Here is a 23,311-nt window from a genome sequence, read left to right as displayed (position 1 = left end):
ATAGAAGCCGCCGGATACAGATCCTGTAGCGACGCGGCGTTAACGCAGCGCAGTTGCAGGGTCTCAAGAGCGGCCCTGATGAGTGAGGATTGAGAATCATGGCTTACAGCGAAAAGGTCATCGACCACTACGAAAACCCGCGCAACGTCGGCAAGATGAACGCGGAAGATCCTGATGTCGGCACCGGCATGGTCGGCGCTCCGGCGTGCGGCGACGTGATGCGTCTGCAGATCAAGGTCAACGATCAGGGCGTTATCGAAGACGCCAAGTTCAAGACCTACGGTTGCGGTTCGGCAATCGCCTCCAGCTCCCTCGCTACCGAGTGGATGAAGGGCAAGACCCTGGACGAAGCCGAAACCATCAAGAACACTCAGCTGGCCGAAGAACTGGCTTTGCCGCCAGTGAAAATCCACTGCTCCGTGCTCGCTGAAGACGCTATCAAAGCGGCTGTTCGCGACTACAAGCAGAAGAAAGGCTTGATCTGAATTTCAAGATTCGGCGACGAGTAAGGAGTCAACGATGGCTATCAGCATGACAGAAGCGGCTGCTCGACACGTGCGGCGCTCCCTCGATGGGCGCGGCAAAGGTGAAGGGATTCGTCTGGGTGTTCGCACCACAGGCTGTTCCGGCCTTGCCTACGTGCTGGAGTTTGTCGACGAGGTAGTGGCGGAAGATCAGGTGTTCGAGAGTCACGGCGAAAAAGTGATCATCGACCCGAAAAGCCTGGCCTACCTGGACGGCACCGAGCTCGACTTCGTCAAGGAAGGGTTGAACGAAGGCTTCAAGTTCAACAACCCCAACGTGCGCGGTGAATGTGGCTGCGGCGAAAGCTTCAACATCTGAGGCTGGTCGTGGGTATTCCTTGTCATTTTGCTTTATTCGAGCTGCAACCGAGCTTCCGCCTGGATCTCGAGCAGTTGGCCACGCGCTACCGTGAGTTGGCGCGCGGCGTCCATCCTGACCGTTTTGCCGATGCATCCGAGCGCGAGCAGCGCTCGGCACTCGAGCAATCGGCGCGGCTCAACGACGCCTACCAGACGCTCAAGAGCCCGGCCCAGCGCGCACGCTACCTGCTGAAAATCAGCGGGCATGAAGTGCCGATGGAAGTCACCGTCCACGATCCCGAATTCCTTCTGCAGCAGATGCAATGGCGCGAAGAGCTCGAAGATCTGCAGGACAGTGCCGACCTCGACGGTGTCGCCGTGTTCAAGCGTCGCTTGAAGGCGGCTCAGGAGCAGCTCAACGAAAGCTTCGCAGCCTGTTGGGATGATGCAGCGCAACGCGAGCAGGCCGAACGCCTGATGCGACGCATGCAGTTCCTCGACAAGCTCACCTACGAAGTGCGCCAGCTGGAAGAGCGCCTCGACGATTAACCCAGTGCTGCCCTGATTGCACGCTGACAGACAAGACCTGATCACCATGGCTCTACTGCAGATCGCCGAACCCGGCCAAAGTCCTCAACCGCACCAGCGTCGTCTGGCTGTGGGCATCGACTTGGGTACTACCAATTCGCTGGTCGCTGCGCTGCGCAGTGGTCTTTCCGAACCGCTGGCCGACGCCAACGGGCAGGTCATCCTGCCGTCCGCCGTGCGTTATCACGCCGACCGCGTCGAAGTCGGTGAGCCCGCCAAGCTGGCGGCAGCCTCCGATCCCCTGAACACCGTGCTCTCGGTCAAGCGCTTGATGGGTCGTGGTCTGTCCGACGTCAAGCAATTGGGCGAGCAACTGCCGTACCGCTTTGTCGGCGGCGAATCGCACATGCCGTTCATCGATACCGTGCAAGGCCCGAAAAGCCCGGTTGAAGTCTCCGCGGATATCCTCAAGGTCCTGCGTCAGCGCGCTGAAGCGACCTTGGGTGGCGAACTGGTTGGTGCGGTAATCACCGTTCCTGCCTACTTCGACGATGCGCAGCGTCAGGCCACCAAAGACGCTGCCAAACTCGCCGGTCTGAACGTGTTGCGTCTGCTCAACGAGCCGACTGCTGCCGCTGTAGCGTACGGTCTGGATCAACACGCTGAAGGCCTGGTTGCAATTTATGACCTTGGTGGCGGTACCTTCGATATTTCGATTCTGCGTCTGACTGGCGGCGTTTTCGAAGTTCTGGCCACTGGCGGCGACAGCGCGCTGGGCGGCGATGACTTCGATCATGCGATTGCCGGCTGGATCATCGAGAGTGCTGGCCTGTCCGCCGATCTCGATCCGGGCGCACAGCGCAATCTGCTGCAAACTGCCTGTGCGGCCAAAGAAGCTTTGACCGACGCCGCCAGCGTTGAGGTGGCCTACGGCGACTGGAAAGCGCCGCTGACCCGCGAAGCCTTCGATGCGCTGATCGAGCCAATGGTCGCGCGCAGTCTGAAAGCCTGCCGCCGCGCGGTTCGCGATTCCGGTATAGAACTGGAAGACGTGCACGCCGTGGTCATGGTCGGCGGTTCGACCCGCGTGCCACGTGTTCGTGAAGCCGTTGCCGAAGCCTTCGGTCGTCAGCCATTGACGGAAATCGACCCGGATCAAGTGGTGGCCATCGGGGCCGCGATCCAGGCTGATACGCTGGCTGGCAACAAACGCGATGGCGGCGAACTGCTGCTGCTCGACGTGATTCCGCTTTCCCTTGGTTTGGAAACCATGGGCGGTCTGATGGAAAAGGTGATTCCGCGCAACACCACCATTCCCGTCGCCCGCGCTCAGGATTTCACCACGTATAAAGACGGCCAGTCGGCCATGGCGATCCACGTGTTGCAGGGTGAGCGCGAGCTGATCAGCGATTGCCGCTCTCTGGCGCGCTTCGAATTGCGCGGCATTCCGGCGATGGTGGCCGGTGCGGCGAAAATTCGCGTGACCTTCCAGGTCGATGCCGACGGTCTGCTCAGCGTGTCTGCCCGTGAATTGGGCTCGGGCGTTGAGGCGAGCATTCAGGTCAAACCTTCCTATGGTCTGACCGATGGCGAAATCGCCAAGATGCTCAAGGATTCGTTCCAGCATGCCAATGACGACAAGGTCGCCCGCGTTCTGCGTGAGCAGCAAGTCGATGCCCAGCGCCTGCTCGAAGCGGTGCAGGGCGCGCTGGAGGCCGATGGCGAGCGTCTGCTCGACGCCGAAGAGCGCATGGTCATCGAACTGCAAATGCAGGAACTGGCCGAACTGATGAAAGGTACCGATGGTTACGCCATCGAGCAGCAGACCAAACGTCTGTCGCAAGTGACCGATGCTTTTGCTGCCCGCCGCATGGATCTGACGGTGAAAGCCGCTCTGTCGGGGCGCAACCTGAATGAAATCGAGGATATCTGATGCCCCAGGTCATTTTTCTGCCCCACGAGAAGTTCTGCCCTGAAGGCATGGTGGTCGAGGCTGCGCCCGGCACATCGATTCTCGAACTGGCCCACGAACACCATATCGAGATGGAAAGCGCGTGCGGCGGCGTCTGCGCCTGCACCACGTGCCATTGCATCATCCGCGAGGGTTTCAACTCGCTGGAAGAGGCCGACGAGCTGGAAGAAGACTTCCTCGACCGTGCCTGGGGCCTTGAGGCGCAATCACGTCTGGCTTGCCAGGCCATCGTCGGTGAGGAAGACCTCACCGTCGAGATTCCGAAATATTCGCTTAACCATGCGGCCGAAGCGCCGCACTGACTGGTAAGACTGTCATGAGCTACGGTTGGAATGATGTTCAACGCATTGCAGAAGAGCTGGCCGAGGCCCACCCGGGTACCGATCCGTATTCTGTTGGTTTCGTCAAACTGCAGCAGATGATCAAGTCACTCCCCGATTTTGACGACACCTCTGGTCGCGTTGGCGAGAAGGTGTTGGAAGCGGTCCAGACCCTTTGGGCCGCAGAATTGGACTGATCGTCTCGCAGGTTAGGCAATACCCAAGAACCCGCGTATAATTCGCGGGTTTAATTTTTCGCAAATTACCGTTTCTGGAGTTACACCATGGCTGTTCAACGTACTTTCTCCATCATCAAGCCTGACGCCGTTGCTAAAAACGTGATCGGCAAGATCACCACTCGCTTCGAAGACGCTGGCCTGCGCGTTGTAGCTTCGAAACTGAAGCAACTGTCCAAAGCCGAAGCCGAAGGCTTCTACGCTGAGCACAGCGAGCGCGGTTTCTTCGGTGACCTGGTTGCATTCATGACTTCCGGTCCGGTTGTCGTTCAGGTTCTGGAAGGCGAAAACGCTATCGCTCGCAACCGTGAGCTGATGGGCGCTACCAACCCTAAAGAAGCTGCTGCCGGCACCATCCGTGCTGACTTCGCTGAATCGATCGACGCCAACGCCGTTCACGGTTCGGACTCCGAAGCTGCTGCCGCTCGCGAAATCGCTTACTTCTTCGCAGCTACTGAAGTAACCACTCGCTAAGCATTGCTTGCAGAGTGAAGGTGAATCCATGACTACATCGACTGTTAAAACAAACCTGCTGGGTCTGACCCAGCCGGAAATGGAAAAATTCTTCGACTCAATCGGGGAGAAGCGTTTCCGTGCCGGTCAGGTAATGAAATGGATTCACCACTTTGGCGTCGATGATTTCGACGCCATGACGAACGTCAGCAAAGCCTTGCGCGACAAGCTCAAGGCCATTGCTGAAGTGCGTGGTCCGGAAGTGGTCAGCGAGGACATCTCCAGCGACGGCACCCGTAAGTGGGTGGTGCGCGTGGCGTCCGGCAGCTGCGTCGAGACCGTGTACATTCCCCAGGGCAAGCGCGGCACTCTGTGCGTTTCGTCCCAGGCAGGCTGTGCCCTGGATTGCAGTTTCTGCTCCACCGGCAAGCAAGGCTTCAACAGCAACCTCACCGCCGCCGAAGTCATCGGTCAGGTGTGGATTGCCAACAAATCTTTCGGCAGCGTCCCGGCCACCGTCGACCGCGCTATCACCAACGTGGTGATGATGGGCATGGGCGAGCCGTTGCTGAACTTCGACAACGTCGTCGCCGCCATGCATCTGATGATGGATGACCTCGGCTACGGGATCTCCAAGCGCCGCGTGACCCTGTCCACCTCGGGCGTGGTGCCGATGATCGATGAGCTGGCCAAGCACATCGACGTATCCCTGGCGTTGTCCCTGCACGCACCGAATGACGCATTGCGTAACCAATTGGTGCCGATCAACAAGAAATATCCGCTTAAGATGCTGCTCGAGTCGTGCCAGCGCTACATGTCCGCCCTTGGCGAGAAACGTGTGCTGACCATCGAGTACACCTTGCTCAAGGACGTCAACGACAAGCTTGAGCACGCGGTGGAAATGATCGAGTTGCTTAAAGATATCCCGTGCAAGATCAACCTGATTCCATTCAACCCGTTCCCGCACTCCGGGTACGAGCGGCCGAGCAACAATGCCATCCGCCGCTTCCAGGATCAGTTGCATCAGGCCGGTTTCAACGTCACCGTGCGCACCACCCGTGGTGAAGACATCGATGCCGCATGTGGTCAATTGGTAGGGCAGGTGCTGGATCGCACCCGTCGCAGCGAACGTTACATCGCCGTGCGCGAGTTGAGCGCCGACAGCGATCTGGCACAGAACGCCGCGAACACTAACTAAGAGAGGATCTCTATGTCCCTGCGCTTTGCGCTGCTGTTGCTGTTGGCCAGCCTGTGTGCTGGTTGTGTCCTGTCGGGTGACTACAACCCGATGAAGACCAGCAAGGGCCGCGATGAAGCGCGGGCTGCCTACGTGCAGCTGGGGCTGGGCTACCTGCAGCAGGGCATGACCGAGCGCGCCAAGGTGCCTTTGAAGAAAGCGCTGGAGCTGGACGGTTCCGACCCCGATGCCAATGCGGCCCTCGGTCTGGTGTTCCAGGCGGAAATGGAGCCGGCACTGGCCGACGAGCACTTTCGCAAGGCCTTGTCCTCACGTCCCACCGATGCACGCATCCTCAACAACTACGGCAGTTTTCTCTACGAAGAACAGCGCTACAAGGAAGCCTACGAGCGTTTTGAACAAGCGGCCGCCGATACCCTGTATCCTGAGCGCTCGCGGGTCTTCGAAAATCTCGGCATGACCGCCGCCAAGCTTGGCCAGCGTGATCTGGCCCAGCAACAGCTGGAAAAGGCGCTGCGCCTGAACCGCCAACAACCGCGCGCATTGCTGGAAATGGCTGAGTTGTCCTTCGAAGACAGGCATTATGTGCCCGCGCGTGACTATTACGACCGTTTCAGCCAGCTCACCGAACAAAATGCACGTAGTCTGTTGCTCGGCGTTCGGCTGGCAAAAGTGTTTGAAGATCGCGACAAGGCAGCCAGTTACGGTCTGCAATTAAAACGACTCTATCCCGGTACGCCGGAATATCAGCAATACCTGTCGGAGCAATGATGAAAGCGGCGCATCCCGAAGTTGTAGCAGCGAATCGCGTAAATCCCGGTGAGACCCTGCGCCAGGCCCGCGAAAGCAATGGCTGGTCGCTGGCCGAAGTGGCCCTCAAGCTCAACCTCACCGTGACATCCCTGAGCAATCTTGAAGCCGGCGCTTTCGACAAGCTGCCGGGGCATACCTTCGCTCGCGGTTACATTCGCGCCTATGCCAAATTGCTCGGCATGGACCAGACCGTTCTGGTTCAGCAATTCGACCAGTCCACCGGCACCGACTCCCAGGGCAGCAACGTTCACGCCCTCGGTCGTATCGAAGAGCCGGTGCGGGTTTCCCACACCATTTTGCGTATCGTCAGCCTGTTGTTGCTGATTGCGGTCATCGGCGGCGGTTTCGTCTGGTGGCAGGATCAGACCTCGCAGCGCACCCGCGATCTGACCAGCCTCGCACCGGAACACGTCGAAGTCGAAGGCGCGGACGGCACCACGCAGATCCACCCGATCGACGAGCCGGAAGATCAGGCTGTCGCCGAAAATCAGGCCGACAGTTCGACATCGCTGGCCTTGCCGCAGTCGGAAACCAGTGCCGAATCGACCGCCGCCGAATCTGCTGCGCCAGCTACCGAGCCAACTGCGCCGGCAGTTGCGCCAAGCGCTCCGGCACAGACGCCCGCGCCAGTGGTGGCGGCTCCGGCCACTCCAGCGCCGAATGTCCCAGCGACACCTGCCCCGACCGCGCCGGTTGCTCAAGCGCCAAGCGCTGAAGCAGCTGCTCCGGTTGCCGGCGAAGGCCAGGTGCACTTGCAGTTCACCGGCGATTGCTGGGCACAGGTGACCGATGGCCGTGGCAAAGTGATTTTCAGTGGTCTGAAGCATAAAGGCGACAGCGTGAGCGTTTCCGGCAAACCGCCGCTCAATGTGCGTCTGGGCGTTGCCCGCGCAGCACAGGTCAGCTACAACGGCCAACCGGTCGATATCGCTCCGTTCACCAGTGGCGAGACTGCTCGCCTGAAGTTGGGTCAATAAGTCATGCACGGCGAATCTCCAATCAAACGTCGCGAATCGCGCAAGATCTGGGTCGGCAACGTACCGGTGGGCGGCGACGCGCCGATCGCTGTGCAGAGCATGACCAACAGCGACACCAATGACGTCGCCGCGACCGTGGCGCAGATCAATCGTCTGGAAGCCGCCGGCGTCGACATCGTTCGCGTCTCGGTGCCGGACATGGACGCCGCCGAGGCGTTCGGCAAGATCAAGCAACTGGTCAAAGTGCCGTTGGTGGCTGACATCCACTTCGACTACAAAATCGCCTTGCGCGTGGCCGAACTGGGTGTGGATTGCCTGCGTATCAATCCGGGCAACATCGGTCGCGAAGACCGCGTGCGTGCCGTGGTCGATGCCGCCCGTGATCGCGGCATTCCGATCCGCATCGGCGTCAACGCCGGTTCGCTGGAAAAAGACCTGCAAAAGAAATACGGCGAGCCGACCCCGGCGGCGCTGGTTGAATCCGCGCTGCGCCACGTTGAACACCTCGAACGCCTGAATTTCCAGGACTTCAAGGTCAGCGTTAAGGCCTCCGACGTGTTCATGGCCGTCGAAGCGTACCGTTTGCTGGCGAAAGAAATCGTCCAGCCGCTGCACCTCGGCATCACTGAAGCTGGCGGTTTGCGTTCGGGCACGGTGAAATCCGCCGTGGGCCTAGGTATGCTGCTCGCCGAAGGGATTGGCGATACTATCCGCATCTCGCTGGCGGCCGACCCGGTCGAGGAAGTGAAGGTCGGTTACGACATTCTCAAGTCTTTGCATCTGCGTTCCCGTGGCATCAACTTCATCGCCTGCCCGAGCTGCTCGCGGCAGAACTTCGATGTGGTGAAAACCATGAACGAGCTGGAAGGGCGCCTTGAAGACCTGCTGGTGCCGCTGGATGTCGCGGTCATCGGTTGCGTGGTCAACGGCCCCGGCGAAGCCAAGGAAGCCCATATCGGCTTGACCGGCGGCACGCCCAACCTGATTTACATCGACGGCAAGCCGTCGCAGAAGCTGACGAATGACAATCTCGTGGACGAGCTGGAAAAGCTGATCCGCCAGAAAGCGGCCGAAAAGGTCGAAGCTGACGCTGCCGTTATCGCGCGCGGCTGATCGAACGAATTAAGGAAATTTTGTGAGCAAGTCTCTGCAAGCCATTCGTGGCATGAACGACATCCTGCCCGAACAGACCCCGCTGTGGCGTTATTTCGAAGGCACTGTGGCGCGTCTGCTGGATAACTACGGTTACAAGCAGATCCGCATGCCCATCGTCGAATTCACCGAGCTGTTCAAGCGCTCGATCGGCGAAGTCACCGATATCGTCGAAAAAGAGATGTACACCTTCGAAGACCGCAACGGCGACTCGCTGACCCTGCGCCCGGAAGGCACCGCAGCCTGCGTACGTGCAGTGCTCGAGCACGGCATCACCGGCGGCGGTCAGGTGCAGAAACTCTGGTACATAGGCCCGATGTTCCGCCACGAGCGTCCGCAGAAAGGCCGTTATCGCCAATTCCACCAGATCGGTCTGGAAGTGTTCAACCTCGACGGTCCGGACATCGACGCCGAGCTGATCATCATGACCTGGCGCCTGTGGGGCGAGCTGGGCATCCGTGATGCGGTCAAGCTCGAACTCAACAGCCTCGGCACCAGCGAATCTCGTGGTCGCTATCGTGAAGCGCTGGTCGAGTACCTCTCGGCGCACCACGACAAGCTCGACGAAGACAGCCAGCGTCGTCTGAAAACCAATCCGCTGCGCGTGCTCGACACGAAAAATGCCGACACCCAGGCCGTGCTGGTCGATGCGCCGAAAATGGCCGATTACCTCGACGACGAGTCCCGCGCTCACTTCGAAGGCCTGAAGGCGCGTCTGGATGCCGTCGGCATTCCTTACGTGCTCAATCCGAAACTGGTGCGTGGCCTCGATTACTACAGCAAAACCGTTTTCGAATGGGTCACCGACAAGCTCGGCGCCCAGGGCACCGTGTGCGCGGGCGGCCGTTACGACGGTCTGGTCGAGCAGATGGGCGGCAAGCCAACCCCGGGCGTCGGTTTCGCCATGGGCATCGAGCGTCTGGTATTGATGCTCGAAACCCTTGAGCAGATCCCGCAGGAAATTTCCCGTCAGGTCGACGTCTACCTCTGCGCCTTCGGTGAAGAAGCCGAGCTGGCCGGTCTGGCCCTGGCCGAACGGGTTCGCGATGAACTTCCAAACCTGCGCCTGCAAGTCAATGCCGGCGCCGGCAGTTTCAAAAGCCAGTTCAAGAAGGCCGACAAGAGCGGTGCGCTGTACGCATTGATCCTCGGTGACGACGAAATGGCCCAGCAAGTGGTAGGTTTCAAACCCCTGCGTGGCCAGGGCGAACAACAAAGCATTGCCTGGGATGCGCTCGCCGCTCACCTGGCCACCTGCGTCGTGCAGGGTTGAAGCTGTCTTAACAGCCGATTTAGCGATTAAGGAGTATTGGGGTGTCGAGTACCGAAGACGAACAGTTGGCGGATTTGAAGGACTGGTGGACACGCAACGGCAAACCTCTGGTCACCGGCGGCCTGTTGGCGCTGGTCATCGTGTTCGGCTGGCAGGCCTGGCACAAATATCAGAGCAACCAGTCGCAAGGCGCCTCGGTGCTCTATCAGCAATTGCTGGAAACCACGCTGACGCCTGACGGCAAGCCTGATGCCGCCCGCGTTGCGGACCTGGCCGGCAAGCTCAACAGCGAATACGGCGGTTCGGCCTACGCGCAGTACGGCAGCCTGTTCGTCGCCAAAGTAGCGGTCGACAGCGGCAAGCTGGACGACGCGGCAACCGAACTCAAAGCCATCGTCGACAAACCGGCCAACCCGGCGCTGGGCGAAATCGCCCGTCAGCGTCTGGCGCAGGTGCTGGGCGCGCAGGACAAGGCCGAAGACGCCCTGAAACTGCTCGACGGCGATGCCGACAAAGCGTTCCTGGCCACTCGCGAAGAACTCAAGGGCGACCTGCTGGTGCGCTTGGGCCGTACCGATGACGCGAACAAGGCGTATCAAAAAGCCAAGGCGGCACTGTCGGATGAAGCGGCGGTCGGTGGCCTTCAAATCAAGCTCGACGACCTGGCCAAAGGGGATGCGTGACGTGATCCGTTGGAAGCATGCAGCATTGCTGGCTCTGGCCCTTCTGGCCGCGGGTTGCAGCAGCAACAGCAAGAAAGAATTGCCACCGGCCGAACTGACCGACTTCAAAGAAGAAGTCGTTTTGCAGAAGCAGTGGAGCCGCTCGATCGGTGACGGTCAGGGCGAAACCTACAACATGCTGGTGCCGGCGATCGACGGTGACACCATCTATGCCGCCGATGTTACCGGTGTCGTAATGGCCATGGATCGCAGCAATGGCGACGTGAAGTGGGACCAGGATCTGGAACTGCCTGTCTCCGGCGCCGTTGGCGTGGGTTACGGTCTGGTACTGATCGGTACCCTGCGTGGCGAAGTCGTCGCTCTGGACACCAGCAACGGTGAAGAGAAGTGGCGTGCCCGCGTCAACAGTGAAGTCCTCGCGCCGCCGGCCAACAATGGCGACGTGGTAGTGGTGCAGACCCAGGACGATCGTCTGATCGGTCTGGACGCTGCCACCGGCAACCAGCGCTGGGTGTATGACAGCACCCCGGCGGTCCTGACCCTGCGTGGCACCAGTGCTCCGCTGGTGACCAACCGTCTGGCCGTAGCTGGCCTGTCGACCGGTAAAGTGGTCGCGCTGGACATCTCCAACGGCGTGCCGGTGTGGGAACAACGCATCGCCATTCCACAAGGTCGTTCGGAACTGGAGCGCGTGGTCGACATCGACGGCGGTCTGCTGCTGTCCGGCGGTACGCTGTACGTGGCCAGCTATCAGGGTCGCGTTGCGGCACTGGACCTGGAAAGCGGTCGTCAACTGTGGCAGCGCGATGCGTCGAGCTATGCCGGTATCGCTCAAGGTTTCGGCAGCGTCTACGTGAGCCTGTCTTCGGGCACCGTTGAAGGCGTCGACGAGCGTTCCACCACCGCACTGTGGAGCAACGACTCGCTGGCTCGCCGTCAACTGTCGGCACCGGAAGTGTTCTCCAGCTACGTAGCTGTGGGTGATCTGGAAGGTTATCTGCATCTGCTGAGTCAGGTCGACGGTCGTTTCGTCGGCCGTGAGCGCATCGACAGCGACGGCCTGCGTGCCCGTCCGCTGGTGGTGGGCGACACGATTTATGTGTATGGCAACAGCGGCAAACTGGAAGCCCTGACCATCAAGTAACAACTATGCTTGGGGTTCATCCCCAAGCGGCCCTGCATCAGCAGGGTTTGCAGCGCCCCCGGGTGTTGCCCCGAGCACCAGCCGCTGCCTCGCAGCGGCTTTTGTATTTTCTGAAATAACGAAGTGGAGAGCCGCATGGTTCCCGTAATCGCCCTGGTGGGCCGACCGAACGTCGGCAAGTCCACCTTGTTCAACCGCCTGACCAGGACTCGTGACGCCATCGTCGGCGACCTGTCCGGTCTGACCCGTGATCGCCAGTACGGTGAGGCCAAGTGGCAAGGGCGTTCCTACATTCTGATCGACACCGGCGGTATCTCCGGTGACGAACATGGTATGGACGAAAAAATGGCCGAGCAGTCGCTGCTGGCCATCGAAGAAGCCGATGTGGTGCTGTTTCTGGTAGATGCCAAGGCCGGTTTTACCGCTGCCGACCAGATGATCGCCGAGCATTTGCGCAAACGTAACAAGCGTTCCCACGTGGTTGCCAACAAGGTCGACAACATCGACCCGGAAATGGCCCGCGCCGAATTCGCCCCGCTGGGCATGGGCCACGCGATCCCGATCGCCGGCGCCCACGGCCGTGGCATCACGCAATTGCTCGAAGCCGCTCTGAGCGAATTCCCGCGCGATGATGACGAGCCGGCTGAAGGCGAAGAGGAAGAAGTCGTTGCCGAAGGCGAGGAAGCCAAGCGCATTCCTGGTCCGAGCGAAAAAGACGGGATCAAGATCGCCATCATCGGTCGTCCGAACGTCGGCAAGTCGACCTTGGTCAACCGCATGCTCGGTGAAGACCGGGTCATCGTGTATGACCAGCCGGGCACCACCCGCGACAGCATCTACATTCCGTTCGAGCGCAATGAAGAGAAGTACACGCTGATCGACACCGCCGGTGTGCGCAAGCGCGGCAAGATCCACGAAGAAGTCGAAAAATTCTCCGTGGTCAAAACCCTGCAGGCGATCAAAGACGCCAACGTGGTGATCTTCGTGATGGACGCCCGCGAGGGTGTGGTCGATCACGACTTGAACCTGCTGGGCTTCGCGATCGAATCCGGTCGTGCGCTGGTCATCGCGATCAACAAGTGGGACGGCATGACGCCGAGCGAGCGCGACTTCGTCAAAGTCGAGCTGCAACGCCGGCTGTTCTTCGTCGACTACGCCGACATTCACTTCATCTCGGCCCTGCACGGCACGGGCGTGGGCAACCTCTACGCCTCGGTGCAGAACTCGTTCAAGTCGGCGGTTACCCGCTGGCCGACCAACCGTCTGACCCAGATTCTCGAAGATGCAGTGGGCGAGCACGCGCCGCCGATGGTCAACAACCGCCGGATCAAGCTGCGTTACGCTCACCTCGGTGGTGCGAACCCGCCGATCATCGTGATCCACGGTAACCAGATCGAGAAAGTGCCGAAGTCGTACGTGCGCTATCTGGAGAACACTTACCGTCGTGTACTCAAGCTGGTCGGTACGCCGATCCGCATCGAGTTCAAGGGCGGCGAGAACCCGTACGAAGGCAACAAGAACACGCTGACCGACCGCCAGGTCAACAAGAAGCGTCGCTTGATGTCGCACAACAAGAAAGCCAGCAAGAAGCGCCGCGACAAGAAGTGATCCGAGGCCCTGCACAATTTTGTGTGGGGCTTTTGTGGCGAGGGGATTTATCCCCGATGGGCTGCGCAGCAGCCCCAAAACCTGTGTCCGCGGTGTATCAGTCAAACCGCATTCAACGGGTTTGCGACTGCTTCGCAGCCGGAACGGGGATAAATCCCCTCGCCACAGGATTGATCGTTCCCACGCTCCGCGTGGGAATGCATCCCGTGACGCTCCGCGTCACAAAGCGAGGGACGCAGAGCGTCCGTGGCGGCATTCCCACGCAGAGCATGGGAACGATCGGTCATTGTTGAATCAAAGAAGGGCGCCGTTTGGCGCCCTTTTTTTATGGGCGCCGGATGGGCTATCCTCGGGCTCTCCCGCGCCGTCGTCAGAGCCGGGTGTTGAGCAGAGAACCCCCGATGATCACCAGCAAGCTGCCGAATGTCGGCATCACTATTTTCACGCAGATGTCTCAGCTCGCGGCGCAGACCGGCGCGATCAACCTGTCCCAGGGTTTCCCGGATTTCGACGGCCCGCAGTCGTTGCGTGATGCGGTCGGGCGGCATATCGCCAGTGGCCATAACCAGTATTCGCCGATGACCGGTTTGCCGGCATTGCGTCAGCAGATCGCGGCCAAGATCGCCCGCAGCTACGGCGTGACTGTCGATGCCGATCATGAAGTGACGGTAACGCCCGGCGCGACCCAGGCGATCTTCTGCGCGATTCAGGCAGTGATTCACAGCGGCGATGAAGTCATCGTCTTCGATCCGTGCTACGACAGCTACGCACCGGCAACGGAGCTGGCGGGTGGTCGTTGCGTGCATGTGCAACTGAATCCGGACGATTTCTCCATCGATTTCGATCAACTCGCAGCGGCCCTCAGTTCGCGCACGAAAATGATCGTCATCAACACCCCGCACAACCCTAGCGGCGCGTTGATCAGCCGCGACGAGCTCGAGCAACTGGCGGCATTGATCCGCGATCGCGACATCTATCTGATCAGCGACGAAGTCTACGAACACCTGGTCTTCGACGGCGTGCCGCATGTCAGCGTGCTGGCCCATGAAGAGCTGTATCAGCGCGCGTTCGTGGTCAGTTCGTTCGGCAAGACGTACCACGTCACCGGCTGGAAAACCGGCTACGTCGTCGCCCCGCCAGCGCTGACGGCCGAGCTGCGCAAGGTGCATCAGTACGTCAGTTTCTGTGGCGTCACACCGCTGCAATACGCGCTGGCCGATTACATGGCCGAGCAACCGGAACACGTTGAAGAGCTGCCGGGTTTCTATCAGGCCAAGCGCGATCTGTTCTGCGATCTGCTTGCGCCGTCGCGCTTCAGCTTTACCCGAGTCACCGGCACCTATTTCCAGTTGGTCGATTATTCGCAGATCCGTCCGGATCTGAACGATGTCGACATGGCTATGTGGATGACTCGCGAGCACGGTGTCGCGAGCATTCCGGTGTCGGTGTTCTACCAGAATCCACCGCAAGGCCAGCGCCTGATACGCCTGTGCTTTGCCAAACGCGAGGAGACGCTGCGTGAAGCGGCGGCGAAACTATGCGTGATCTGAGTGCATTGCCAGACCTGACTCTGGCGTTGATCCAGACCAGCCTGGCCTGGCACGATCGCCAGGCCAACCTCGAGCATTTCGAGCTGCTGCTGGAGCAGGCCCGGGGCGCCGATCTGATCATCCTGCCGGAGATGTTCACCACCGGATTCTCGATGGAATCAGAAACCCTCGCCGAAGCCGAAAACGGCCCGACCAGTAAATGGCTGCGGGCGCAGGCAGCCAAGTTCGATGCGGTCATCACTGGCAGCGTGATCATCCAGGCGGCTGACGGCAGCCATCGCAACCGCTTGCTGTGGGCGCGGCCGGACGGTGAAGTGCTGCATTACGACAAGCGTCACCTGTTTCGTATGGCCGGCGAGCACAACCATTACACGCCCGGCGAGCGGCAGGTGCAGTTCGAGCTCAAGGGTTGGCGGATTCGTCCGCTGATCTGCTACGACCTGCGCTTTCCGGTGTGGAGCCGCGATGCGCAGGACACCGATCTGCTGCTGTACACCGCCAATTGGCCGGGCGCACGGCGTCTGCACTGGAACCGCCTGCTGCCGGCACGAGCGATTGAAAATCTCTGCTACGTGGCAGCGGTAAATCGGGTGGGCAGCGATGGCAAAGGCTTCGCCTATACCGGCGACAGTCAGGTGCTGGATTTCCAGGGCGAGACGTTGCTGGCGGCGGGGGAGGCGGATGGCGTGTTCAAGGTGATTGTGGAAGCGGCGCCGTTGGTGGCGTATCGCGAGCGCTTTCCGGCGAACCTGGATGCCGACACTTTCGAGTTCACCTAACGCAGCCGATTGTTCCCACGCTCTGCGTGGGAATGCAGCCCGTGACGCTCCGCATCACTGGACGCGGAGCGTCCCTTGAGGCATTCCCACGCGGAGCATGGGAACGATCGCATCCTTTGATCTACAAAAAAAGGCCCCGGAGCTCACACTCCGGGGCCTTTCGCATTTCAGCGGTCGGATTACGCCGCTTTCGCCTCTGGCTGGCTCAGCGAGCGGTTCAGTGCGCTGAACAATGCCTTGAAGCTGGCGGTGGTGATGTTTTCATCGATACCCACGCCGTGCACCGCACGTTCACCGTTCACCCGCAGTTCGATGTAGGCCGCTGCTTTGGCATTGGTGCCCGCGCCGATTGCGTGTTCGTTGTAGTCCATGATTTCCACCGGAATCGGCAGGCCGGCGACCAGTGCTTCCAGCGCGCCGTTGCCCTTGCCGCGCCAGTGCAGGTTGGTTTCGCCCTGACCTTTGCTGGCCACTTCGACTTCGACGGCGCTGTTGCCGTTCTCTTCCTGCAAACGATGGCTGACCAGCGCGTACGGGGTGTTGGCCTGCAGGTATTCGCTGATCAACAGCGAGTGAATTTGCTTGGCCGTCATCTCCAGGCCCAGGCGATCGGTCTCACGCTGTACGACCTGGCTGAACTCGATCTGCATGCGCCGTGGCAGGCTGATGCCGTATTCCTGCTCCAGCAAGTAAGCGATACCGCCCTTGCCCGACTGGCTATTGACGCGGATCACCGCCTCGTAGCTGCGACCGATGTCGGCCGGATCGATCGGCAGGTACGGCACCTCCCACAGGGTGTCCGGTTTCTGCTGGGCGAAGCCCTTGCGGATTGCGTCCTGGTGCGAGCCGGAGAACGCGGTGTGCACCAGGTCGCCAACGTACGGATGACGCGGGTGGACCTGGATCTGGTTGCACTCTTCGACAACCTTGCGCACGCCATCGATATCGGAGAAGTCCAGCTCAGGGTCGACGCCCTGGGTGTACATGTTCAGCGCGACGGTGACGAGGTCGACGTTGCCGGTGCGCTCGCCGTTGCCGAACAGGCAGCCTTCGACGCGATCAGCGCCGGCCATCAGGCCCAGCTCTGTGGCCGCGACGCCAGTACCACGGTCGTTATGGGTGTGCAGACTGATGATCACGCTGTCGCGACGGTTGATGTTGCGACCGAACCACTCGATCTGGTCGGCGTAGACGTTCGGCGTCGCGCATTCAACCGTGGCCGGCAGGTTGAGGATCATCTTGTGCTCAGGCGTCGGGTTCCACACCTCGATCACGGCGTCGCAGACTTCCTTGGCGAATTCCAGCTCGGTAGCGCTGAAGGTTTCCGGCGAGTATTCGAAGGTCCACTCGGTTTCCGGCTGCATGGCTGCGTATTTGACGAACAGCTTGGCAGCGTTGACCGCGATGGCCTTGATGCCGTCCTTGTCCTGGTTGAAGACGATGCGACGGAAAGAAGGCGAGGTGGCGTTGTACAGGTGAACGATGGCTTTCTTCGCCCCGCGCAGGGATTCGAAGGTGCGCTCGATCAGGTCTTCACGGCCTTGGGTCAGTACCTGAATGGTGGTGTCGTCGGGGATGTGGCCTTCTTCGATCAGCGTGCGCACGAAGTCGAAGTCGGTTTGCGACGCGGCGGGGAACGATGCTTCGATTTCCTTCACACCGACTTGCACCAGGGTTTTCCAGAAGCGCAGCTTCTTCGCCGCGTCCATTGGCTCGATCAGCGACTGGTTGCCGTCACGCAGGTCGGAGCTGCACCAGATCGGCGCGGCATCGATGGTCTTCGACGGCCAAGTGCGATCCGGCAGGTTGATGACGGGAAACGCGCGGTATTTCGAAGACGGGTCTTTGAGCATGCTCATCGGGAAATTCCTTGTTGTCTGGGCCGAAAAGAGGCGGCCTGCCGGTTGAACGAATGTTCTTGGAAAAGCGTGGGACGAGGCGCAGCGATTCAGCCTGGCAGTCGTGCGCTGACGAGGCACAGGCTGCGGTGCTGGCGAAGCTGAATGAGGGTGTGAGAGGTTTTCATGGCTTCAACCCTAACCGCGAGGGGAAAGGATGGCAAGCAGTCGGAAAAAATTGAGAGGAATACCCGGAAAGCGGGATTTTGCGCGATTTTATTGTGCTTAAGTCAGTACATGTTGTTGATGTTTGCGTGAGGGTAGATTGAGGCGCAATTGAGAGCGGTCGGGTGCCAGCGGTATTTGTAGGTTGGATAGGCCGCCTTCGCGAGCAAGCTCGCTCCCACATTGGATTGCATTCATAAACAAATCCCTGTGGGAGCGAGCTTGCTCGCGAAGAGGCCATCAGCCCTGTTGGATTTCTTTAAGGTTGGAAAGCACCAATGAAAATCGCCGGATCCACCCGCGCATCATTCAGGCTGACGTTCCAGTGCATATGCGGCCCGGTTGCCCGGCCAGTCGCGCCGACTTTGCCGACCACTGCGCCACGGGCCAGTTGCTGGCCGTTCTTCACGTCGATCTTCGACATGTGGCAGAACATGCTGATAAAGCCCTGGCCATGGTCAACGAACACCGTGTTGCCGTTGAAGAAGTAATTGCCGATCAGAATCACCTTGCCCGCCGCCGGGGTCTTGATCGGCGTGCCCGCGGGCACTGCGAAATCGAGACCGGCATGAGGATTACGTTCTTCGCCATTGAAGAAGCGACGCACGCCAAACTTGCTCGACAGCGGCCCGTTGACCGGTTTGTCCAGCAGCAGATTGCTCGGCGTGTTCGGGCTGAAACTGCGGTAAGCCGCGATCTGTTCCGCCAGTTCACCCTCGATGCGCTTGAGGTTGTCGGCGTTCGGATTGACCTGCTGTTTGTTCTTCAGGGTGATGTGCTGTTCCGGATATTTCTTGCTGCCCACGGTGAAGGGCAGATTGCGCCCGCCACTGCTGATCTGCTGCGTGCCGGGCTTGACCGTCAGCGGCACGCCAACGATCGCCAGCCAGTTGTTCTGCTCTTTGACCACCAGCACCGGTTTGCCTTGATAAGTAGCTTTCGGCGCCTGCGCGGCAGTGCCCAGATCCACCACGGCGACGCCGCCCGGCACCGGTTTGTTCAGCAGCCGGGTGATGTAACTGTCGGCGTGGGCGTTGAAGGTCAGGCAGAGCAACAGCAGCGGAGCGAGAAAGCGCGGCATGGATCAGTCCAGTAAAGAGAGGGTGACGGGCGTCAGGTGATTGTCCTCGACGCGCACTTGCAGTTCGCCTTCGCCGAGCTTGGCTTTCAGGCGCTGGCCGGTGTGGGTCTGCGCAGCGTTGCGGATCGCGTGGCCGCGCTCGTCGAGCAGAATGCTGTAACCCCGGCCGAGAGTCGCCAACGGGCTGACCACGTGCAGGGTCTGCATCTGACTGTGCAATTGCTGCCGACGCTGTTTCAGAGCATCGCGCATGGCCCGGGGCAGGCGCTCGGCGAGGCTGTCGAGGCGCTGGCGAAGCATCGCCAGTTGGCGTCCCGGATGTTGCCCGGCGAGACGGGTTTCCAGACGGATCAGGCGTTCTCGACGCGTATTGAGGCTGCGCTCGAAAGCGCGGCGCATGCGCATGTCGAGATCGTCCAGACGTTGCGCCTGCTGGCGCAGACGTTCGCCGGGATGGCGCAACCGTCGCGCCATGCCTTCCAGACGCAGGCGATCACGCATCAAGCGATCACGCATGCGCATCACCAGACGCCGGTGCAGGCTCTCGACCTGACGGATCAGATGGCTGGAATCCGGGGCGAGCAGTTCGGCGGCGGCCGAGGGTGTTGGTGCGCGGACGTCGGCGACAAAATCGCTGATCGAAACATCGGTTTCATGACCGACGGCGCTGACGATCGGCGTGACACAGGCATCGACCGCGCGCGCCACCGCTTCCTCGTTGAAGCACCAGAGGTCTTCCAGCGAGCCGCCGCCACGGGCGAGGATCAGCGCGTCGAAGCCGCGGGCATCGGCCATTTTCAGCGCGCGGACGATTTGCGCGGTGGCCTCGCGGCCCTGCACGGCGGTCGGAATCAGGGTCAGTTGCACCTGCGGCGCACGGCGGCGGAACACGCTGATGATGTCGCGAATCACCGCGCCTGTCGGCGAGCTGATGATGCCGATGCGCTGCGGATGCGCGGGCAGCGGCACTTTGCGTTCGGCACTGAACAGGCCTTCGGCGCTGAGCTTTTCCTTCAGTGCATCGAAGGCCAGACGCAGCGCGCCGTCACCGGCCGGCTCCACGGTGTCGAGGATCAGCTGATAGTCGCCACGGCCTTCGAACAGCGAAACCTTGCCGCGCACCTTGACCGCCAGACCGTCCTTCAACGCTTGGCGCACGCGGGCGGCGTTCTGCCGGAACAACGCGCAACGCACCTGCGCGCCGCTGTCCTTGAGGGTGAAGTAGACGTGGCCGGACGCCGGGCGTGCGAGGTTGGAGATTTCGCCTTCGACCCAGATGTTGCTGAACACGTCTTCAAGCAACACCCGCGCGCGGCCGTTGAGCTGGCTGACGGTCAGGACTTCACGGTCCAGGCCAAGTCTTGCAAAGGGATCTTTAATCATGGGGCGCAGTTTAAAGGCATTTGCCCGCCAATCACCATGACGCGACATAAATCCCCATGTGGGAGCGAGCCTGCTCGCGAAGGCGTTGGGTCAGCCCACACCTGCTGTGGATCAAGTACCGCTTTCACGGGCAGGCTCGCTCCCACATGAGATCAATTTGATATCTGGTCGTGCCGTGCGCTTCTAGCTACAGTCAGCCCAGTCTTATAAAGGATGCAGACCGATGGATGTGATGGAGCTGTTCGGCACATGGTCGTGGGGCGCTGGCGGGTGGGCGGTGATTGGCTTGGCCATTGCCCTGGCCTACGTCGTTTTCGGCATCGCCGGTTTCGGCACGGCGCTGGTCGCGGGGCCGATGCTGATCCTGTTCATGCCACTGTCGAAAATCGTGCCGCTGCTGGTGCTGCTGGATTTCGTCGCGGCATTCGGCAATCTGCTGCCCTCGCGGCGCGACGTCGCCAAGCCAGAATTGCTCAGGCTGCTGCCGTGCATGGCGATCGGCTGCACGCTGGGGGTGATCTTCCTGCTGAATCTGAAATCCGATCTGTTGCTGCTCTTGATGGGGCTGTTTATCAGTGCCTATGCGGTTTACAGCCTGGGGGTCAAAGCGCGGCCCGCGCAGTTGTCGGCGGCGTGGGCGGCGCCGATGGGCACGGTGGGTGGGTTGTTCGGCGCGTTGTTTGGCAGTGGCGGCTTTCTTTACGCGATCTATCTGAACAGCCGCCTGCCCAAGGACGCGGCGCGGGCCACGCAAAGTGCGTTGATCAGTTGCAGCACCGTGGTGCGCTTGAGTCTGTTTGTCATCGCCGGTGTGTATGCCGAGCTACCCTTGTTGATGCTGGCGCTGTGTCTGTTGCCGGCCATGGCGCTGGGCTTGTGGATCGGCCGGCGGCTTACCATGAAATTGTCGCGCGAGGCGTTTGTGCGGCTGGTGACGTGGCTGGTGCTGGCCAGCGGCATCGCGTTGATCGTGCGCTATTTCAGCACTTGACCGGATTTCTTCAGGGATTAAGCTGCCGGCCTTCAGGGCCTCTTCGCGAGCAAGCTCGCTCCCACATTGGCATGCAATCTCTGTGGGAGCGAGCTTGCTCGCGAAGGCGTCAGAAGTCACACCGCAGGATTTCCCATGAACTCGCAAAGCATCATCGTCCCGAAAATCTCCACCCTGCCGGTGCACGAGCCCCGGGCGCGGGCGATCGTGCGCTGGCTGGTGCGCAAGAACATCATCGAAGAACAGCTGACCACCTGCGGCCGCACCGGCAACCGCATGGCGCACGCCATCGCTGATGGTGCTCGCGCTGTGGTGCTGTACCCCGAAGCGCTGCCGTTCGGCGAGCCGATCAATGGCCTGGAGATCGTCACCAAACGCTGCATCTACACACCGGCCAAGGGCTTTCTCGAAGAGGCCGGTTGCGCGCAGTGCCGCCGCGAAGTGGGTGAGGCGCTGTTCGAAAGTCTCGAAGACTGGTTTCCAGGCCGCACCGACAATTTCACCTGCCCGGAGTGCGGGCACGAGGACGACATCAACGGCTTCCTGTTTTTGCAGGAATGCGCGTTTTCCAACCTCGGCTTCATTTTCAACAATTGGCTGGAGGCGGGGTTCAAGCAGAGCTTTATCGACGAGTTCGCCGATTGGCTCGATCAACCTGTCTCTTGGGTCAAGGTGGAGCTGTAGGGCCGGGCTTTTCCATCTATCAATTAGGCTGAGTTTTACATTGAACAGCAGGGGGTGTCTGACTATAATGGCGCGCTTCCATTTTCCCGCTCGGGAGCCCCCGCGATGCTGCGTATCAGCCAAGAAGCTCTGACATTCGACGACATTCTCCTAGTGCCCGGTTATTCCGAGGTGCTTCCCAACGAAGTCAGTCTCAAGACCCGTCTTACCCGTGGCATCGAACTGAATATTCCTCTGGTTTCTGCCGCCATGGACACCGTTACTGAAGCCCGTCTGGCAATCGCCATGGCTCAGGAAGGTGGCATCGGCATTATCCACAAGAACATGACCATCGAGCAGCAAGCTGCCGAAGTGCGCAAGGTCAAGAAGTTCGAAGCCGGTGTGGTCAAGGATCCCATCACCATCGAGGCCGATGCCACGGTGCGTGATCTGTTCGAACTGACCCGTCTGCACAACATTTCCGGCGTTCCGGTCCTGCACGATGGCGACCTGGTCGGCATCGTCACCTCCCGCGACGTACGTTTCGAAAACCGTCTGGAAGCCACTGTCCGCGAAGTGATGACGCCTAAAGAGCGTCTGGTCACGGTCAAGGAAGGCGCCGACAAGAACGACGTCCGTGAACTGCTGCACAAGCACCGCATCGAGCGCGTGCTGATCGTCGACGACAAATTCGCCCTCAAAGGCATGATGACCGTCAACGACATCGAAAAAGCCAAAGCCTACCCGCTGGCCAGCAAGGACGACCAAGGTCGTCTGCGCGTCGGCGCTGCGGTCGGCACCGGTAAAGACACCGGCGATCGCGTCACTGCACTGGTCAATGCCGGCGTGGACGTGGTGGTGGTCGATACCGCACACGGTCACTCCAAAGGCGTGATCGACCGCGTACGCTGGGTCAAAGAGAACTTCCCTGAAGTGCAGGTGATCGGCGGCAACATCGCCACCGGCGCTGCCGCCAAGGCCCTGGCCGAAGCGGGCGCCGACGCAGTCAAGGTCGGTATCGGCCCTGGCTCGATCTGCACCACCCGTATCGTTGCTGGTGTCGGCGTGCCGCAAATCAGCGCCATCGCCAACGTCGCCGCTGCCCTTGAAGGCACCGGCGTGCCGTTGATCGCCGACGGCGGTATCCGTTTCTCCGGTGACCTGTCCAAGGCCATCGTGGCCGGTGCGTCCTGCGTGATGATGGGCTCGATGTTCGCCGGTACCGAAGAGGCCCCGGGCGAGATCGAACTGTTCCAGGGTCGTTCGTACAAGGCTTATCGCGGCATGGGTTCGCTGGGCGCCATGTCCCAGGCTCAAGGCTCGTCCGACCGTTACTTCCAGGACTCCTCGGCAGGCGCCGAGAAACTGGTTCCGGAAGGCATCGAAGGCCGTGTGCCGTACAAAGGCACCCTGAGCGCGATCATTCACCAGTTGATGGGCGGCCTGCGTTCCTCGATGGGTTACACCGGCAGCGCCAACATCGAAGAAATGCGTACCAAGCCCGAGTTCGTGCGGATCACCGGTGCCGGCATGGCCGAGTCCCACGTTCACGACGTGCAGATCACCAAGGAAGCGCCGAACTACCGGGTCGGCTGACGCCGACAGCTCTAAGCCACAAGT

The 23,311-nt window shown here is 60.6% G+C and carries 23 protein-coding genes; 20 read left to right on the top strand and 3 right to left on the bottom strand.

The window, feature by feature from the left end; translation table 11 throughout:
* Positions 1 to 98: 98 nt before the first annotated feature.
* The 17 genes from iscU to D8U70_RS06090 all read left to right on the top strand — a co-directional run bounded on the left by iscU (position 99) and on the right by D8U70_RS06090 (position 15,510).
* A complete protein-coding gene (gene iscU, locus D8U70_RS06170; protein ID WP_003227907.1) occupies positions 99 to 485 on the top strand; it encodes a Fe-S cluster assembly scaffold IscU in 387 nt (128 codons plus the stop codon).
* A gap of 34 nt (positions 486 to 519) precedes the next feature.
* Positions 520 to 843: an iron-sulfur cluster assembly protein IscA gene (iscA, locus tag D8U70_RS06165; RefSeq protein WP_003227904.1), complete on the top strand. Its 324-nt coding sequence runs from the start codon at positions 520 to 522 to the stop codon at positions 841 to 843.
* Between the two features lie 8 nt (positions 844 to 851).
* Positions 852 to 1,373: a co-chaperone HscB gene (gene hscB, locus D8U70_RS06160; protein WP_016773325.1), complete on the top strand. Its 522-nt coding sequence runs from the start codon at positions 852 to 854 to the stop codon at positions 1,371 to 1,373.
* A 46-nt stretch (positions 1,374 to 1,419) separates the two neighbouring features.
* Positions 1,420 to 3,285, top strand: a complete 1,866-nt coding sequence (gene hscA, locus D8U70_RS06155; protein WP_130928491.1) for a Fe-S protein assembly chaperone HscA — start codon at positions 1,420 to 1,422, stop codon at positions 3,283 to 3,285.
* Complete coding sequence (fdx, locus tag D8U70_RS06150; protein WP_076564048.1) at positions 3,285 to 3,626, top strand: ISC system 2Fe-2S type ferredoxin; 342 nt, start codon at positions 3,285 to 3,287, stop codon at positions 3,624 to 3,626. Before hscA ends, fdx begins: the two co-directional genes overlap by 1 nt.
* A 14-nt stretch (positions 3,627 to 3,640) precedes the next feature.
* Entirely contained in the window at positions 3,641 to 3,841 is a 201-nt protein-coding gene (iscX, locus tag D8U70_RS06145) for a Fe-S cluster assembly protein IscX (RefSeq protein WP_122507802.1), read from the top strand.
* An 87-nt stretch (positions 3,842 to 3,928) separates the two neighbouring features.
* Entirely contained in the window at positions 3,929 to 4,354 is a 426-nt protein-coding gene (ndk, locus tag D8U70_RS06140; protein ID WP_024014216.1) for a nucleoside-diphosphate kinase, read from the top strand.
* Positions 4,355 to 4,382: 28 nt separating this feature from the next.
* Positions 4,383 to 5,531, top strand: a complete 1,149-nt coding sequence (gene rlmN, locus D8U70_RS06135; RefSeq protein ID WP_024014215.1) for a 23S rRNA (adenine(2503)-C(2))-methyltransferase RlmN — start codon at positions 4,383 to 4,385, stop codon at positions 5,529 to 5,531.
* A gap of 12 nt (positions 5,532 to 5,543) precedes the next feature.
* Positions 5,544 to 6,302, top strand: a complete 759-nt coding sequence (pilW, locus tag D8U70_RS06130; protein ID WP_073473307.1) for a type IV pilus biogenesis/stability protein PilW — start codon at positions 5,544 to 5,546, stop codon at positions 6,300 to 6,302.
* Entirely contained in the window at positions 6,302 to 7,321 is a 1,020-nt protein-coding gene (locus D8U70_RS06125) for a RodZ family helix-turn-helix domain-containing protein (protein WP_130928490.1), read from the top strand. Before pilW ends, D8U70_RS06125 begins: the two co-directional genes overlap by 1 nt.
* Positions 7,322 to 7,324: 3 nt before the next feature.
* A complete protein-coding gene (ispG, locus tag D8U70_RS06120; RefSeq protein WP_016773332.1) occupies positions 7,325 to 8,434 on the top strand; it encodes a flavodoxin-dependent (E)-4-hydroxy-3-methylbut-2-enyl-diphosphate synthase in 1,110 nt (369 codons plus the stop codon).
* 22 nt (positions 8,435 to 8,456) lie between these two features.
* Positions 8,457 to 9,746 carry a histidine--tRNA ligase gene (gene hisS, locus D8U70_RS06115; RefSeq protein ID WP_024014212.1) on the top strand — a complete coding sequence of 430 codons (1,290 nt, stop codon included), beginning with the start codon at positions 8,457 to 8,459 and terminating at the stop codon, positions 9,744 to 9,746.
* 41 nt (positions 9,747 to 9,787) lie between these two features.
* Positions 9,788 to 10,429: a tetratricopeptide repeat protein gene (locus tag D8U70_RS06110; RefSeq protein ID WP_056790153.1), complete on the top strand. Its 642-nt coding sequence runs from the start codon at positions 9,788 to 9,790 to the stop codon at positions 10,427 to 10,429.
* Complete coding sequence (gene bamB / locus D8U70_RS06105; RefSeq protein WP_051600540.1) at positions 10,422 to 11,573, top strand: outer membrane protein assembly factor BamB; 1,152 nt, start codon at positions 10,422 to 10,424, stop codon at positions 11,571 to 11,573. The genes D8U70_RS06110 and bamB overlap by 8 nt, the downstream gene beginning before the upstream one ends.
* 135 nt (positions 11,574 to 11,708) lie before the next feature.
* On the top strand, positions 11,709 to 13,181 hold the full coding sequence (gene der, locus D8U70_RS06100; protein ID WP_024014210.1) for a ribosome biogenesis GTPase Der: 1,473 nt from the start codon (positions 11,709 to 11,711) through the stop codon (positions 13,179 to 13,181).
* A gap of 401 nt (positions 13,182 to 13,582) precedes the next feature.
* Positions 13,583 to 14,731, top strand: coding sequence for a pyridoxal phosphate-dependent aminotransferase (locus tag D8U70_RS06095; RefSeq protein ID WP_130928489.1), 1,149 nt, complete (start codon positions 13,583 to 13,585; stop codon positions 14,729 to 14,731).
* Positions 14,719 to 15,510 (top strand): amidohydrolase, encoded by a 792-nt coding sequence (locus D8U70_RS06090; RefSeq protein WP_130928488.1) that lies wholly within the window; start codon positions 14,719 to 14,721, stop codon positions 15,508 to 15,510. Before D8U70_RS06095 ends, D8U70_RS06090 begins: the two co-directional genes overlap by 13 nt.
* A gap of 179 nt (positions 15,511 to 15,689) precedes the next feature.
* Here the strand turns inward: D8U70_RS06090 and leuA are convergent, their stop codons facing one another.
* The 3 genes from leuA to xseA all read right to left on the bottom strand — a co-directional run bounded on the left by leuA (position 15,690) and on the right by xseA (position 20,037).
* Complete coding sequence (leuA, locus tag D8U70_RS06085; RefSeq protein WP_016773339.1) at positions 15,690 to 17,369, bottom strand: 2-isopropylmalate synthase; 1,680 nt, start codon at positions 17,367 to 17,369, stop codon at positions 15,690 to 15,692.
* Positions 17,370 to 17,832: 463 nt separating this feature from the next.
* Positions 17,833 to 18,654, bottom strand: coding sequence for a peptidoglycan DD-metalloendopeptidase family protein (locus D8U70_RS06075; protein ID WP_073473296.1), 822 nt, complete (start codon positions 18,652 to 18,654; stop codon positions 17,833 to 17,835).
* A 3-nt stretch (positions 18,655 to 18,657) separates the two neighbouring features.
* Positions 18,658 to 20,037, bottom strand: coding sequence for an exodeoxyribonuclease VII large subunit (xseA, locus tag D8U70_RS06070; protein WP_024014206.1), 1,380 nt, complete (start codon positions 20,035 to 20,037; stop codon positions 18,658 to 18,660).
* Positions 20,038 to 20,260: 223 nt separating this feature from the next.
* Between xseA and D8U70_RS06065 the strand changes: the two genes are divergently transcribed.
* The 3 genes from D8U70_RS06065 to guaB all read left to right on the top strand — a co-directional run bounded on the left by D8U70_RS06065 (position 20,261) and on the right by guaB (position 23,287).
* Positions 20,261 to 21,028, top strand: coding sequence for a sulfite exporter TauE/SafE family protein (locus D8U70_RS06065; RefSeq protein ID WP_130928487.1), 768 nt, complete (start codon positions 20,261 to 20,263; stop codon positions 21,026 to 21,028).
* Between the two features lie 135 nt (positions 21,029 to 21,163).
* Positions 21,164 to 21,712, top strand: a complete 549-nt coding sequence (locus D8U70_RS06060) for a sugar ABC transporter ATPase (RefSeq protein WP_073473288.1) — start codon at positions 21,164 to 21,166, stop codon at positions 21,710 to 21,712.
* Positions 21,713 to 21,817: 105 nt separating this feature from the next.
* Positions 21,818 to 23,287 (top strand): IMP dehydrogenase, encoded by a 1,470-nt coding sequence (gene guaB / locus D8U70_RS06055; protein ID WP_016773343.1) that lies wholly within the window; start codon positions 21,818 to 21,820, stop codon positions 23,285 to 23,287.
* Positions 23,288 to 23,311: the final 24 nt, after the last annotated feature.

This window comes from Pseudomonas sp. Sample_20 (assembly GCF_004307585.1).
Classification (GTDB): domain Bacteria; phylum Pseudomonadota; class Gammaproteobacteria; order Pseudomonadales; family Pseudomonadaceae; genus Aquipseudomonas; species Aquipseudomonas atacamensis.
The sequence above is the reverse complement of the archived record's forward strand: the minus strand, read 5'-3'. Positions and strand labels throughout refer to the sequence as shown.